The organism is Sulfitobacter geojensis, from assembly GCF_000622325.1.
In the GTDB taxonomy this organism is placed as follows: Bacteria; Pseudomonadota; Alphaproteobacteria; order Rhodobacterales; family Rhodobacteraceae; genus Sulfitobacter; species Sulfitobacter geojensis.
In genome coordinates, this window is the sequence record NZ_JASE01000002.1 from 49,148 (window position 1) to 63,845 (window position 14,698).

Here is a 14,698-nt window from a genome sequence, read left to right on the forward strand (position 1 = left end):
CGCGTTGTGTTCAAGAAGCTTATTATTATCCACTAAATTGTCAATAATAATATTGAATATTCATCGCGCGTACAAGTCGTTGAAATTATGTGATAATTCGACCCTCTCCCAGCAACGGATCGCTCAATAGCCGTGACTGACGGCGGCTTGCTGTTCCAGCGCGGCGGCGTCGTTAAGGACCAGCTGAACAGCCGCCTTCATGCTTTTTGTCAGATGGGCAAAGTCATTGCCGGGTGTCACCAATCGAAACCCCTGCGCGGCGCGTTTGCGGGCTTCTTCCGCCGATCCGCAGAAAATACCAGCAGGTATGTTGTGACGATTCGCCGCCTCGAGCAGCGTCACCATGGCCGCTTCGGATTTTGGCCGTGGAAAATCCACATGCCCGTCAAGCTCAAAGGCGAGATCGTTCGGGCCAACATAGATCATGTCGATTCCGTCCACGGAAAGGATTTCCTCGATCCGGGCGACAGCCTCTGCGGTTTCGATCATCGGGATGACCATGACGGTGTCATTGGCGTTCTGGACGTAATCCGAACCGCCGTAAAGCAGGCCGCGCGACGGGCCGAAACTGCGCTTGCCGAACGGTGGATAGCGACAGGCAGCGACAAGTTCAGCAGCTTGTTTGGGGGTCGAAATCATCGGGCAGATGACACCGTAGGCTCCGGCGTCGAGCACTTGCATGATTTGTGCGGCATCGAGGCAAGGCACGCGCACCAAGGGCGTTGCGGAGGTGGCCGAGATCGCTTGAAGCATGGGAAGCGTTTCGGAGAAACTCAACATCCCGTGCTGTAGATCTATGGTGACTGAATGCGCCCCGGAGTGCCCCATTCCCTCCGCTGAATAGCTTGATGGGATAGAAAGCCACGCGTTGATTACAATATCACCCGACGCCAGGCGCGTTCTGATCTGGTTAACTCGCATGGCAAAGGCTCGCGTTTGAAAAAGTGAATGTTGAGACCGCCGGTGCAATCGCTTTGGGCGCCCCGTTGAAGATGGCCTTGTCCAATCCTCCGGCCGTTTCATTGGCCTGTGAAAGATCGGAACCTATGCGGGCGCGGATCAAAATCATCTTGCCGAAACCGATGGCGCCAGCAGCCTCTTGGTCATGCCGCCCGAGGTTTGGCGGCGCTGCCACAGAGAAGGAGGGATATGTGTCATCCATTCAATTCGTCCCATCATTTTTAGCTCAATAACCAATGGCTACATAAGATGTCAATAATATTATCAATATTATGCTGAGAGCCAACCACCCCCTGACAGTTTCTTGCCCAACCCATTGGTCTTGATCTGGCTGAATTTCTCTCGTTTCGCGAACGACCCGTGAGGATTCCTCGCGCGATCTGTATGTTGAATGTCACTGAGAACTGACCCGGTAACCCCATAAATTGTCACTGAGAATTGACCCATGTGAAGACATGGCCCTGACGTTTTCGTTCAGGGGGATTTGGAGTGATCGACATGGGATTTTTGAGTGTCATACGACGCTGGGCATTGCGTGATAAAATGCCGATACGAGAGATTGCGCGGCGCACTGGGCTGTCTCGCAACACCATTAAAAAGTATCTCCGCGAGGACGCGGTAGAGCCAAGGTTTAAGACGCCGTCGCGGCCGAGCAAGTTGGACCCTTATGCGGATCGGTTGTCGGCGTGGCTTTTGGCGCAGACGCGGAAGTCTCGCAAAGAGCGGCGCAACGTTAAGCTGATGTACGAAGATCTGGTTAAGCTCGGGTACGATGGATCTTACGAGCGGGTAGCAGCTTTTGCCCGCGCGTGGCGGGCTGATCGGCATCGAGCAGAATTAACGACAGGACGCGGTACGTTTGTGCCGTTGGTCTTCCAGCCAGGAGAAGCGTTCCAATTCGATTGGAGTGAAGACTGGGCTACGATTGGTGGCGAACGGGTCAAATTGCAGGTGGCACACACCAAACTGTCGCACAGTCGGGCCTTCATTGTGCGAGCCTATCCTTTGCAAACACATGAGATGTTGTTCGATGCACACTGGCACGCCTTCCGCGTGTTCGGTGGTGTCCCCGGGCGCGGCATCTATGACAATATGAAGACTGCCGTGGATCGTGTTGGGCGCGGTAAGCAACGTGATGTCAACGCACGCTTCCAATCCATGGCCAGTCATTACGTCTTTGAACCTGAGTTCTGCAATCCAGCAGCAGGCTGGGAGAAGGGACAGGTCGAGAAGAACGTTCGTGATGCACGGAACCGGTTGTGGCAGGTCATGCCTGTCTTCAAAGATCTCCGAGAACTGAACCAGTGGATTGAAGATCGTTGCATTGCGCTCTGGTCAGAGACGTCGCACCGGGAATTGCCGGGCTCAATCGCTGATGCTTGGGAAGCTGAGAAGCCTGTGCTGATGGCTCTACCACCAGCCTTTGACGGGTTTGTCGAACACAGCAAGCGTGTGTCACCGACGTGTTTGATCACTTTCGAGCGCAACCGGTACAGCGTGCCTGCCAGCTTTGCGAACCGCCCCGTCAGCCTTCGTGTCTATCCAGAGCGGTTGGTTATTGCCGCTGAAGGGCAAACCGTTTGTACCCATGACCGCATCATTGATCGATCGCACCGTAAGCCTGGCAGGGTCATTTATGATTGGTGCCACTATCTGGCGGTCATCCAACGCAAACCAGGGGCATTGCGCAACGGAGCGCCGTTTACAGAGATGCCCGACATATTCCGTCGACTGCAAAACCACATGCTGCGCAAGGATGGCGGAGATCGCGAGATGGTCGACATCTTGTCTTTGGTTTTACACCATGACGAAAGCGCTGTGTTGCGAGCAGTTGAGCTGGCGCTGGAAGCTGGAGTGCCTACCAAGACGCATATCCTGAACCTCCTGCATCGGCTGATAGATCCAAAGCAGACAGATCATCCAGAAATTGATCCACCAGATGCCTTGGCCTTGGAAACCGCGCCAAAGGCAAACGTAGATCGCTACGACGACCTCAGGCAGGCAGGAGGCAAGCGCAATGCGTCATGACCCAGCAGGAGCCACCATCGTCATCATGCTGCGTAGTCTCAAGCTGCATGGCATGGCGCATGCGGTCGATGATCTGGTTGCACAAGGTGCTCCAGCATTTGAAGCGGCCACACCTATGTTGTCCCAACTGCTCAAGGCGGAAATGGCCGAACGGGAGGTGCGGTCGATTGCCTATCATACCAAGGTCGCGCGCTTTCCATCTTACAAGGACCTGACGGGTTTTGACTTCGCGTCGAGTGACATCAATGAGGCCACGGTCCGACAGCTCCATCGCGGTGAGTTCATAGAGAATGCGGAAAACGTCGTTCTGATCGGTGGACCTGGAACCGGCAAAAGCCACGTTGCCACCGCAATCGGCGTGCAGGCGATCGAACATCACAGACGCAAAGTGCGCTTCTACTCAACCGTCGAATTGGTCAACGCGCTGGAGCAAGAAAAGGCCATCGGAAAAGCCGGGAAGATGGCTGAGATGCTCACCAAGATCGACCTCGTCATCCTCGACGAGCTTGGTTACCTGCCGTTCAGCCCGTCCGGTGGCGCACTGCTGTTCCACCTTCTGAGCAAGCTCTATGAGCGCACCAGCGTCGTCATCACGACAAACCTCAGCTTCAGTGAGTGGGCGCAGGTCTTCGGAGATGCAAAGATGACAACTGCACTGCTAGACCGTCTCACGCACCGCTGCCACATCCTTGAAGCCGGAAACGATAGCTATCGCTTCAAAGCCAGCTCAGAGGCTGCAAAGAAAACAACAAAGGAGCACACCGCATTGACCAAAACGTAATGCTGATAAACAATAGAGGCGGGTCAAATCTCGGTGACAATACCGGGTCAGTTCTCAATGACATTCAACAGCGCAAATTACACAAGGGTAAAAAATGGCCTAACCACAAGAACTCTGCGTTGACCAAGCTCTAAGGGAAAAGCGTTCTTAAGGTGCCCCTTCGGCTATTACAGGCACCATCAGAAACGAAGGGTTGTTTGGATCCAAATGCAAAGTTGTTGTGCCGCCAAAAACATTTTCAGGTCGATCTCGCGGGTCATCGTGCAGGAACGGCCCACACCCCAAAAGTTCGTTCTTGAAGTTGGACAGCCGTGCGCCGGTGCTGGCCTGCCAGATGTAGTCTTTGCCACGCACACTCAACGCGAGGCGATACCCCTTCGGGATCACAATGCTTGTGGGCCATATTTCGACATCGAGGTCGACCGGCACCCCCGGCTCAAGTGGCTGGACCTCGTCATGTGTATGGTAGGGGCGATAAGGTCGCGAAAGTACCGGATCAAGTTTGCGATGCGACGCGCGCAGCCACCCCTGTGCCACCGGCGTATGGGGGTCAATCGCACCGGCAAAGACGACTTCGCGCAGGTCGGGCGTGAAGACCCTGACCACAAGGAAAATGTCTGCATCCTCAGTCGTGGACGACACGCGCAGTCGCGCCGACATTGGGCCCGCAATCGCGGTCTGCTGCTCTAGGGGTTCAGTCACAAAGGTGAGGCCATCGCCAAGCGCATCGAAGTCAGTTTCGGCGGCCTGTGATGGTGGTCTTTCGGCGAGTATCTGAGCGGCTGGTTGTAGGTAGAGCTTCTGCCAATCGGTCTCTGGCAGCGGCCAATCCTCGGCGAAACGCTCTTCGAACTTGTCGGGATGGCGCATCTGAAGTTGGACGCGTTTGCGATTGGCCCAGCCGTTGTCTTCACCTTTGAGGAAGCAGTTGAAGAACTGGAGCTGAAGCTCACGGCCGTAATCCGTATAGAAATGCGTCCAATGCTCCAAACCATGGGCTTCCAACCACTTATGCTCAGAGGCCGCGCGCATATATGCTTCGAAGTTCCCGCGCGGGTGCAATCCCTGGCCGCCCCAATTTGCAGCAGAGAGAAACGGCACGGTGACCTTGTCCCAATCTGGCGAGCGTTCCTTATGATATTTGTCATCCAACGGGTGCGCTAGAATCTCGTCACCAAAATCACAACGGTTCGCTGCAAGCTGTGCATCCGAGAGCATTTCATCGCCACAGATCAACATGCCGCTGGTCGGCGAACGCCCACCGCGGGCGCCCAATCCGTGCTGGACGGTGCGCACCTGCATATCATACCAATTGGCCCAGAAAGTAGACAGGATACCGCCGTGATGGGTCATGTCGCGATACCAGTCTGCGGAGCCTTCCCATACGCACATTGCGGCAAGATGCGGTGGCTGCAAGGAGGCAACATGCCATTGATTGATCCCAAAATACGAAACACCGCTTAGGCCAACCTTGCCCGTCGACCAGTCCTGTTGTCCGGCCCACTCAATGCACTCGTAATAGTCTTTAGTTTCGCGCGGAGAAAAATGATCAACATATCCGGGTGAACGGCCGGTGCCGCGGCTATCGACGCGAATACAGATATATCCTTCGGGCACCCATTTCTCGGGATCGACCACCTCCCAGTTCTGGTGGATATTGGACGAACCGTGGGGCACATCGGGGTGTTCGCTGACCATTTTGTTCCACGCACTTGGATACCCCGTCTGGAAGGCCAATCCCTTTGCGTAGGGGCCGTAAGTCATGAGAACTGGATACTTCCCCTCCTCTTGTGGGCGGAACACATCCGCCCGCAAAACCAGCCCATCGTCCATTGTGATCGGCACATCCCAATCAATCCTCATACCTTGTTGATATGTTGTGTGAGACATCTCAAAACCTTTCCGTCGCGAACTTCGCGTTGTTGGTCGCGCCCTCAATGGCGCGACCTGATTTGAATGAAAGCGAGCTGCTACTCGGGGACCCAAGCGATCAGATCGAGGATCGAATGGGCTCCCTTGGCGACTTGCCGCCCTTCTAGCGACATCGTGGTGGAGGCTGGTTTGATCCCGTCAAAATGGGCGGCAAATTCATCCATACATTCCGCATGGTTGGCTGCGGTATCTAGGAAACAGGCGCGGCGCACGACGTTCTCGAGCGAGGTGCCGCCCGCTTCGCAAATTGCGGAGGCATGTTTCATCATCTCGCGGGTCTGCAACCGCGCCGTCGGTTTCGCATGGGGGAATTCCACGCTCTGGCTCAGATTTTCTGGCACAACGCCGTCTTGATTGGCGCACTGCAGGTGGCTGAGGAACAAAAGATTGCCCGCCTTGATAGCCTGTGGTTCGTGGCCGAACGGCGTGGGGGCGTTATCTGTGTGGATCGGCACGGCCTCCAACTGTGAATCACCATCCAGCAGAACAAAGGCGATTTCGATCCGCGCGCCGCTGCCGCCCATCCCCAACCACGGCACAACAACACGTGCAGGAGGATTTTCGGGGAACCATTTCTTCCAGACGCGATCCATACCTTCGAAGTCAGCAGGATCACCAATGTAGACATCAGCCTTGACCGCGCGATCAAGCGTTGTGCCTGCTGCCTCTGCGATCTTGGACAGCTTCCACAGGGTGTAATCGGTCTGCTTTTCAATCTCTGACCCATACCACACATAGGGGTTTACACGGGCTTCTTTGGCAAGCGCCGAGCGTGGCCCATAGTGCTTGTCCGAACCGAAATCACCGACCCAATCGACGGGAATTTCACCGGACAGGAATACAAAGTCACCGCGCTTGATAGCCGGCGAATATCCGGCCAGAGGTGCGGGAACACCGTCGGGTGCAGGTGTGCCGACGCTCTCGCCATCTTCCTTAAGCATCACATCGACCTGCAGCAGAGCATTAGGGATGAGATGATCCTTGGTTCCCATTGCCGTCGACGCTGGACGCGGCTCCTTCACGTAGAGGTTGCGACTTTCGAGATACTCTGTAATTCGAAGGCCGGTTTTTGTATCCCCAACGCGGAAATCATCATGTGTAGGCTTGGGCGATACAAACCATTGCCAGATCCGGACCCCATCTTTGCCAATGTTCATATCCGCAGCTTTCGCAATGCGGTCAATCTTTTCCATGATGTAGAGCGATTGCTGCTTTTGGTCATTGGAAAGGTTCGAATTGACCGACGTGGCCTGCGGCGCGATTGAGTCTGAAAAATCGGTCGCGGTCTGTCCGGAAACGAACAACCATCCGCCAGCCTTCACCGCTGTACTGTAAGGTTCGTTGGGGACGGGAACGTTCTCGGGTTGTATCACTTGAGGGGCTTGGTTTTTGGTCATCTTGTTTCCTTCCGACATAGTTTTTCTGTTATGGGACGGAGGATCCGACCCAATTCTTTAGGCTCTAAAGTGCTCCGATGGCTACGGCAGGACGCGTGCGAGCAGGCTCTTGTAGTCCATGGCTGACGCCAATTCCGGCGCGGTCAGCTTGCCGATACGCATCACTGCAATTGAATCGCACAGCTCCAGTAATTCTTCGCATTCGGATGAGGCGACAACGACCGCGCAGTTTCTTAGCGTCGCGGCTTCGCGCAGGAGGTCGTGGATGTCAGCCTTGGTTCCGACATCGACACCTTGGGTTGGCTCCTCGATCAGCAAAACCTCCGGTTCTGCATCCAATGCCCGCGCGATCGCGACTTTCTGCTGGTTGCCACCTGACATCTGACCCAACAGTGCATCTTGCGCGTTTGGCCGGATCGACATCCGTTCAATATAGGTTCTGGTCATCTCCCTTTCGCATGCCTGCTTGCGAATGCCCCAGCGGCTCATACCCGCCCGTGAGCGCCCCGACACAGCGAGGTTGGCCCTAATAGACATATCGGCAATGATTGATGATCCGCGCCGATCCGCAGGCACCGTCATAACTGCGGCTCCGACGCTTCTCGCGACATTTCCCGTGCGTATGGACGCGCCATTGACGCGCAACGTTCCACTGTCAACAGGATCCAATCCGCCAAGACTGCGCAAGAATGCTCCGTGGCCCGAGCCTTGCACACCGGCAATTCCAATGATTTCACCGGGGCGCACGTCGAGGTTACAATCGCGAAATATGATCCCCGACGAGAAGTTCCTCACAGATAGGCGCGGCGCATCGAGTTCGTCCACCTTTTCAGCAACTCGTCGTGCGGGGCGCGTGGTCTCATCGGGCAGAGACCGCGCGATCAACTCCACCATATCCTCGCGCTTTAGAGCGCCGCGCTTATACACCCCGACCCGCTTCCCATCCCGCAGAATAGTAGTCCGGTCCGCGATCCGCAAGACTTCGTTCAAACGGTGAGTGACATAGAGGATTGCTGTGCCCATTGTGCGCAGGCCCTCCAACCGCTCGAGGAGCATTTCAGCGTCCGGCTCGGACAACACAGCGGTCGGTTCATCGAGAACCATGATATCGCCGCCCTGCAACAACCCTCGAGCGACCTGCGCCAATCTCAACTGTGGAACTGGAACCGTGCTTGCGGGGGCGTCGACGTCAATCTTCGCCCCCAACCTTGAAAGAGCATCCTCAACGAGGCTGCGTTCCCTTTGCGACAGGCTGTCCCGGCGACTGCCCCTGCCTTCCATGCCCAAGAGCATATTCCGACCGATCGAGAAATTTGGCACGAAGAGAATGTCTTGAGGAACGAGGCTAATGCCTTGCCGGATGGCGTCGCGGGGCGATGTGATGCTCACATTCTGCCCATTGATCCGAAAGCTACCCGCATCCGATAGATATCCGCCCGTTAGGACGCGGATAAGCGTTGATTTTCCGGCACCGTTCTCTCCAAGGAGGGCGTGAATTTCGCCTGGGTAAAGCTCGATATCCACGTCTTCCAAGGCGGTAACACCCGAGAAGTATTTAGATATTCCAGAAAGCTCAAGCCGTGGAGAATGTGATAGGTCTGTCATTTCAAAGCCTCGTTGCAATCGTGGCTGCTATAGAGCGCACCAAGCCGAATTGGTTCGGCGCGCCTATACTTGCGATCTACTCTGGAGCTTTCCAGTCAGCTGGAACGAAGCTGGCATCAGACCACACAGGTTCCTCAAGATTGTCTTTGCCCATGACCTCGTTTGGCAGGCAGTTGACCTTGGCCAAGTCTTCGCCCGCAAGTGCCTTTAAGGCCAAGACGACACCGAGGTAGCCAACAGCAACGGGAAAATCAGGCAAGATCAGGTTCGCGGTCCCTTCTTGCAAACCTGCCGCGCTCACGTTGGTCAGCGTGCCACCGAGATAAAAGGTGTCCGCATATTCCGCAGGGAGAGATTGCGGCGCGAGCAGGAACGATCCCGTTGCATAGATCCAATCCACCTCGGGATCGGTTTGAATGGCGTTGCTAAACCGCGTCAATGCTTGCTGAGGGTCGAGGTCCGACCAAACAATCGATGAAACTTCGATGCTGCTATCAGCAAGCGCATCTGTGAAACCTGCCGTCCTGCCGCGCGACCATGAAGCGTTAGCTGGGCCAGCCACGATGACACCTTTACCACCACTCTGAAAATGTTCGATCACAGCTTTTGCAGCAACCTGCCCTTGAGAATAGTCATCCTGAACGAGCTTGTAGGAGTTCTCCGACATCGACAACGTGCCGATATCGACAACTGGAATGCCGCTGGCAACGACATCATCAATAGCCGCAGCCAGACCGGCAGGATCGGCGGGGTTAATCAACACCGCATCGGGGCGGCGGGTTGCGGCGCTTTCGAGTTGTGAAATCTGGGAACCGGGGTCCATGAACCCGCGCCCAGCACCAACCGTGAGCTTTACGCCAACTTCTTTGGCGGCTTTTTCAGCGCCGTAGATCAAGGATTGAATATAGGGGTTCGCGAATGACGGAACCGATACGGCAATTGTAATCTCGTCGTCTGGCGCCGTAGGCTTCAAGGTCGCAAGATCATTTACAGTGAATTGGTTGTCGCAACTCAACGGCACGCGCTCGGCGTCGGTAAATGTGACATCTTGCGCGCTAACCTGTGCGGTCGCTGCCGCAATTATAATAGTCGCGGTGAGTGAAACTATTGAAGGTGTTTTCATTTTGTGTACTCCGTATTGTTTTGTTGGTTTGGCATTTTCTGTTTATTCTGTTTTTCGGCGGAACAGTCGGCGGAAGCTGCCGGATCGAGCGTTTGCAACGATCACCGCGACCACTAAAACAGTTCCTGTGACCATTTGTTGAATGAAGGGGTTCACGCCCGCGATATCCAATCCTGTGTTCAGCACTGTAATCAGGCTAACCCCCAAGAATACGCCAATCAGACGCCCAACCCCGCCACCGATCCGCACGCCGCCGATCACCGCTGCAGCAACTGCAAGCAATTCATAGCCTGTCCCCAAGCTGCCCTGTGAGACGGAAATGCGTGAGGTCAGCATCAAGCCCGAAACCGCCGCCAGCGCGCCGCAAATTGTGTATGCGAGGATGTGGTATCGCATCGTGGATACACCTGCGACGCGGGAGGTCTCGTGGCTTCCGCCGATGGCATAGATATACAGACCCGCCCGTGTGCGTTGTAAAATGAACCATGCAAAGAATGCCACGATCGCCGCAATACATGCGGCCGAGGGGACGCCCCACCAAAGTGACCGACCGAACAGGGCAAACGCGCTCGGCAATCCGGTCAGCGAGCTACCCCCAGCGATAAGGTCCGCAAGGCCTCGCCCGAATGTTAGCATCCCTAATGTCATGACGAATGGTGTCACACCCATGACGGCGATGCCGAGCCCATTGATGAAGCCGATCAGAGATCCTGCGCCAATGGCTGCAACAATGGCCATCGGTATGGGCACGCCGGCCAACATCAAGGTTGCGGCCGTCACTGACGCGATGCCCATGGTGGCCCCAACAGAAATGTCAAACCCGCCAACAATCAGTGCAAAGCTCTGACCGATGGAGACGACCATCAAAATGCCCGCCACGCGCAGCATATTGGTGAGGGTGATTTGTGAAAAGAAGCTCTGGGGGAATATGAGCGAGAATAGAATGACCAAGGCGACCAACGCGGCCAAGATTTGCAGCTCCGCGCTCGATATGCCGAGGCGCCTGACGAGACTTGGTGCTTTTATGTCGCCCTCCATCTTAATGTTAGAAGCCATAACTGTTCCTTTTTGATCTCATCTGAGCGGGCAATGCGCGATTGTCTTTGCCAGCAAAAAAACGATAGCGAACAAATGTTCTTTATGTCAATTTCTTTTTTTTCCGCTATATTGACTGTGGAAAACAACGACCTTTAGTGGATAACACATTGACAAAAAAAGCGAATCACACCTCCACGCCAGAGAAGCGGTTGCCGAAGGGAACACCGCGCGCGTTGATCCTTGATGCGGCCGAAATCGTATTTGGTGCCGAAGGATTCGACCGTGTCACGTTCCGCGACCTCGCCGGGAAAGCGGGGGTATCCGTGTCGGCGATCAACTATCACTTCGGGTCGAAGGAAGGCGTACTGAAGGAAGTTTTTGCGCGACGCTCTCGCAGACTTGTTGAAAGACGCGCTCAATACCTTGATCAATTGCCGGTCGATAACGCGGGCAAACGTAGCCTTACCGGAATCTTGCAGGCCTTTCTTCGTCCTGCATTTGAGGTCACCAAAGGGGATCGCGACCACCTCTTTACGCGCCTGCTTTCCCATCTATCGACAGGCTCAACCGAACAAGTTCGCGCGCTTCTTAAAGAGAGTTTTGATGAAAACGATCGACGTTTCATCAAAGAACTTTCGCGCTCGGCCAGCCACCTGTCGCCGGAGGATATTCACTGGCGCTTTCATTTTCTTGTTGGGGCTATGATTTATACCATGTCGGATGCCGATCAACTTGACGGGCTGTCGGATGGACTGTGCTCCGCGACCGATCATGAATCCGCGCTGAAGCAGATGGTATCCGGTTTCAGCAATATGTTTTTTGTTGATCCCGCGCAAGACAAGTCACCCGAAACACCGAGCCAATGAACACAGCCTCAACCACAACTGACCAAAGTCAAAAGGAAGAACGCATGCAATCCAATGTTGGTGTTATCGGGCTGGGTATCATGGGATCCTCTTATGCCGAAAACCTGCTTCAATCCGGCCATGCGGTTGTCGGTTTTGATCCTGATCCGGCCGCACAAGAACGTCTGCGATCTGTAGGTGGGAAGGTGTGCGCCACACCAGCTGCAGTGGCGCAAGAGTGCGGTTGCATCCTCGTGTCACTGGCGTCTGTTGACGCGCTTGTTGCCGTCACTACCGGACCTGATGGGGTGACGCAGACCTTGCAAAAAGGTGCAACCATCATCGACATGGGCACTTTGCCAGTGGCCGCGAAACAAGACGCCAAAGGCCACATAGAGAACGCTGGCGGCGAGATGCTGGATTGTCCTGTCAGCGGCACTGGTGCGCAGGCCAAAGTTCGTGATCTGGTCGTCTTCGCCAGCGGAGCGGAACATGCGATTGAAAAGGTGCAGCCAATCCTCGATGCGATCGCGCGCCAAACCCAGATCGTGGGTGCGTTCGGCAATGGAACCAAATTGAAACTTGTCGCGAACTTGCTTGTGGCTGTTCACAACGTCGCAGCGGCAGAGGCGCTGGTGCTGGCCAAAAATTTTGGACTTGATCTGGACATGGTTCACAATGCAATTCGCACCGGAGCTGGTGGGTCGCGGATGTTTGACCTGCGCGGGCCAATGATGGTTAATCGACATTTCGAACCTGCAACGATGAAAGTCGATGTCTTTCTAAAGGACATTGACCTCATCCTCGCGCAAGCCGCCCGGTCGTCTTCGGCCACCCCGTTGATGTCTGTTTGCGCTGATCTTTATGCCAGGGCGATGGATCAAGGGTTGGCGAAACAAGATACAGCATCGGTTTTTGAGGTTATGGATACGCTATAGAAACGCTGTGCCTCAACCGAAGCACAGTGTGTCACGATCAAAATGCGATGATACGATTGACGTGATCGGTGCGTTCGGTGCCTAGCACTCCAGTAGAAGCGCTCGACACAACGCCACGCCAAAACCCTGAGGATTATCGACAGTGATCAGATGCTTGGCATCGGGGACAACAATGTAGTCTGACCCGGGGCACGCGTCGGCCATTCCCTTCATTGTCTCGGGCGACGCGGCGACATCCCGTTCACCCGCAATAAAAGCCGTCGGCATATTCAGCTCACCGAGATGACGCAAATAGTCGAGCCCCATCAAGGCATGAGCACAGCCGCGATAGCCGTCTTCGGTTGTTTGCAAAAACCCCTGCTTCAACAAATCTTCGGCCTCAGGGCGGGTTGCTCGAGTGTCATCACTCAACCACGACCCGACGGTGCCTTGCCATACGGCTTCGATGCCCCCCTCATCCAATTTGTCCAGACGATTATGCCAACTTTGAACGAACATTGGCGGTGCATCCGCTCGCGCCGCACAGCAGACAATCCGCTCAACCCGTTGCGGTGCCGCTACCCCCAAACCAAGTGCCGTCATGCCGCCGAGTGACAACCCCACAATGGTCGCTTTTTCCACCTCGTGAGTCTCCAGAACAGCCAAGGCATCGGCAACAAGGTCATCAAACACATACGGCCCCTGCCCTATGGGGCTTTGGCCATGACCGCGCGTGTCGCAGCGGATCAAACGGTATCTGCGCTCCAAGAATGCGATTTGGTCATCCCACATGGACTGAGTCGCCCCCAAGCTGTTCAAAAGCAATAGTGCCGGTGCGTCTCTAGGCCCTGAAATGGTTGAATATAGCTTGACGTCATTCATGTGAGAACTGCCTTTGGTGGACGACGCCATGCGCCGAAAATGAACATTATGTCGCGTACGAGTCGGCCCAGTGCGGTCGCTCCACGTGTCACGACACACGCTACTGGCAAGTAGCCCAACAGGGGTAACGATTATAAATTCGGCCCGATATCAAGAAACCTGATAGCCTACGCGGATGGTAGTTAGCCTTGACTGACGGGCACGATTTCCAAAGTGGAGTTCAGTTCTTCTTGAAGAATGTTGGCAAACTCCTGTGCCGCTTGGGACAGTGGTTTAGACCGTGGCTCAATGCGTAAGTAGTCCACATAAAGTGGCGGATCGCCAAGCGGCACAACACGCCGCCGACTTCCGTCGAGGTCAGACACACATAAGATGCCCGGCAAAATTGCGACCCATTCAGAGCGCGCCACCAAATCAAGCGTGGCATACATCGTATCTATTTCGAGGATTTCGCGCACCTCAATGTCGTTTTGCACCAAATAATCCTCGATCTGCTTTCGCCGGATATTCGACCACCCCGGCACGACCAGCCGTTGAGGCGGTAGGGACTTTAGCCTCAAGGCCTTTGTGTTCGGCAGATCGCGGTCGGCCGAACATACAAAACATTCCTGATCGCGCCCCATGTTGGTTCCGGCCAAGAAACGGTCGCGGTCGAAGTTGGGCACAACGGCGAAATCCAATTTCCCGGCGGATACGGACTCGGCCAATTCCCCCGAATAGGCCTCAGACACCGAAACCCTGACATCGCTGAATTCTTCGGAAAAGCGTAGCAGAACATTTGTCAGAACCGAACGCGTGAACGTCGGCATCAAGCCCACATGGACATTGCCGACAACTGCTTTGGAAAGCGACCGCAATCGGTCTTCGGCACGGTTCGCTGCGGCGATAACCTGAACGGCTTCGTCATAGAACAGACGTCCTGATTCCGTTGGTGTCACCCCCGAGGAACTACGCGTGAACAACGGGACATTGAAGCGCTTTTCAATCTGGGACACATGCGTCGACAGACCGGATTGCGTCGCATTGACACGTCCCGCAGCAGCAGAAAACGACCCTTCTTCGTAGACCGCAACAAAGTAGCGTAGTTGTTGGAGTTTCATGGACCATCCATCAGGTTATGCTATAGGAAACATACATTAATATAAGTAGGTTTGAACCCAACAGTTGTAGTATCACTCTCGCGAACATCC

At 55.0% G+C, this 14,698-nt stretch carries 13 protein-coding genes; 4 read left to right on the forward strand and 9 right to left on the reverse strand.

Annotated elements, in window-relative coordinates; translation table 11 throughout:
- Positions 1–123 precede the first annotated feature (123 nt).
- Both Z947_RS0100570 and Z947_RS0100575 read right to left on the reverse strand, forming a co-directional pair.
- Positions 124–1,023: an HpcH/HpaI aldolase family protein gene (locus Z947_RS0100570; RefSeq protein ID WP_338057814.1), complete on the reverse strand. Its 900-nt coding sequence runs from the start codon at positions 1,021–1,023 to the stop codon at positions 124–126.
- Complete coding sequence (locus tag Z947_RS0100575; RefSeq protein ID WP_025042375.1) at positions 911–1,162, reverse strand: hypothetical protein; 252 nt, start codon at positions 1,160–1,162, stop codon at positions 911–913. The genes Z947_RS0100570 and Z947_RS0100575 overlap by 113 nt, the downstream gene beginning before the upstream one ends.
- A 296-nt stretch (positions 1,163–1,458) precedes the next feature.
- On the opposite strand from Z947_RS0100575, the gene istA reads away from it, so the two are divergent.
- Together istA and istB are read left to right on the forward strand one after the other, a co-directional pair.
- Positions 1,459–2,988 carry an IS21 family transposase gene (istA, locus tag Z947_RS0100580; RefSeq protein WP_025042376.1) on the forward strand — a complete coding sequence of 510 codons (1,530 nt, stop codon included), beginning with the start codon at positions 1,459–1,461 and terminating at the stop codon, positions 2,986–2,988.
- Entirely contained in the window at positions 2,978–3,769 is a 792-nt protein-coding gene (gene istB, locus Z947_RS0100585; RefSeq protein ID WP_025042377.1) for an IS21-like element helper ATPase IstB, read from the forward strand. The genes istA and istB overlap by 11 nt, the downstream gene beginning before the upstream one ends.
- A gap of 147 nt (positions 3,770–3,916) precedes the next feature.
- Here the strand turns inward: istB and Z947_RS0100595 are convergent, their stop codons facing one another.
- The 5 genes from Z947_RS0100595 to Z947_RS0100615 form a co-directional block, all read right to left on the reverse strand.
- Positions 3,917–5,659 (reverse strand): CocE/NonD family hydrolase, encoded by a 1,743-nt coding sequence (locus Z947_RS0100595; RefSeq protein ID WP_037938435.1) that lies wholly within the window; start codon positions 5,657–5,659, stop codon positions 3,917–3,919.
- 80 nt (positions 5,660–5,739) lie between these two features.
- Positions 5,740–7,098 carry a RidA family protein gene (locus Z947_RS0100600; protein ID WP_037938483.1) on the reverse strand — a complete coding sequence of 453 codons (1,359 nt, stop codon included), beginning with the start codon at positions 7,096–7,098 and terminating at the stop codon, positions 5,740–5,742.
- Positions 7,099–7,179: 81 nt separating this feature from the next.
- Complete coding sequence (locus Z947_RS0100605) at positions 7,180–8,703, reverse strand: sugar ABC transporter ATP-binding protein (protein WP_025042380.1); 1,524 nt, start codon at positions 8,701–8,703, stop codon at positions 7,180–7,182.
- A 76-nt stretch (positions 8,704–8,779) separates the two neighbouring features.
- Positions 8,780–9,826: a sugar ABC transporter substrate-binding protein gene (locus Z947_RS0100610; RefSeq protein ID WP_025042381.1), complete on the reverse strand. Its 1,047-nt coding sequence runs from the start codon at positions 9,824–9,826 to the stop codon at positions 8,780–8,782.
- Positions 9,827–9,868: 42 nt separating this feature from the next.
- A complete protein-coding gene (locus Z947_RS0100615; protein ID WP_025042382.1) occupies positions 9,869–10,882 on the reverse strand; it encodes an ABC transporter permease in 1,014 nt (337 codons plus the stop codon).
- Positions 10,883–11,019: 137 nt separating this feature from the next.
- Here Z947_RS0100615 and Z947_RS0100625 point away from each other — a divergent pair, with 137 nt between their 5' ends.
- Positions 11,020–11,730, forward strand: a complete 711-nt coding sequence (locus Z947_RS0100625; RefSeq protein WP_025042383.1) for a TetR/AcrR family transcriptional regulator — start codon at positions 11,020–11,022, stop codon at positions 11,728–11,730.
- 44 nt (positions 11,731–11,774) lie between these two features.
- Positions 11,775–12,647 (forward strand): NAD(P)-dependent oxidoreductase, encoded by an 873-nt coding sequence (locus Z947_RS0100630; RefSeq protein WP_025042384.1) that lies wholly within the window; start codon positions 11,775–11,777, stop codon positions 12,645–12,647.
- 81 nt (positions 12,648–12,728) lie between these two features.
- On the opposite strand, the gene Z947_RS0100635 is transcribed toward Z947_RS0100630, so the two are convergent.
- Both Z947_RS0100635 and Z947_RS0100640 read right to left on the reverse strand, forming a co-directional pair.
- Positions 12,729–13,508 (reverse strand): alpha/beta fold hydrolase, encoded by a 780-nt coding sequence (locus Z947_RS0100635; protein ID WP_025042385.1) that lies wholly within the window; start codon positions 13,506–13,508, stop codon positions 12,729–12,731.
- A gap of 182 nt (positions 13,509–13,690) precedes the next feature.
- Positions 13,691–14,608 (reverse strand): LysR family transcriptional regulator, encoded by a 918-nt coding sequence (locus Z947_RS0100640; RefSeq protein ID WP_025042386.1) that lies wholly within the window; start codon positions 14,606–14,608, stop codon positions 13,691–13,693.
- Between the last annotated feature and the right edge of the window lie 90 nt (positions 14,609–14,698).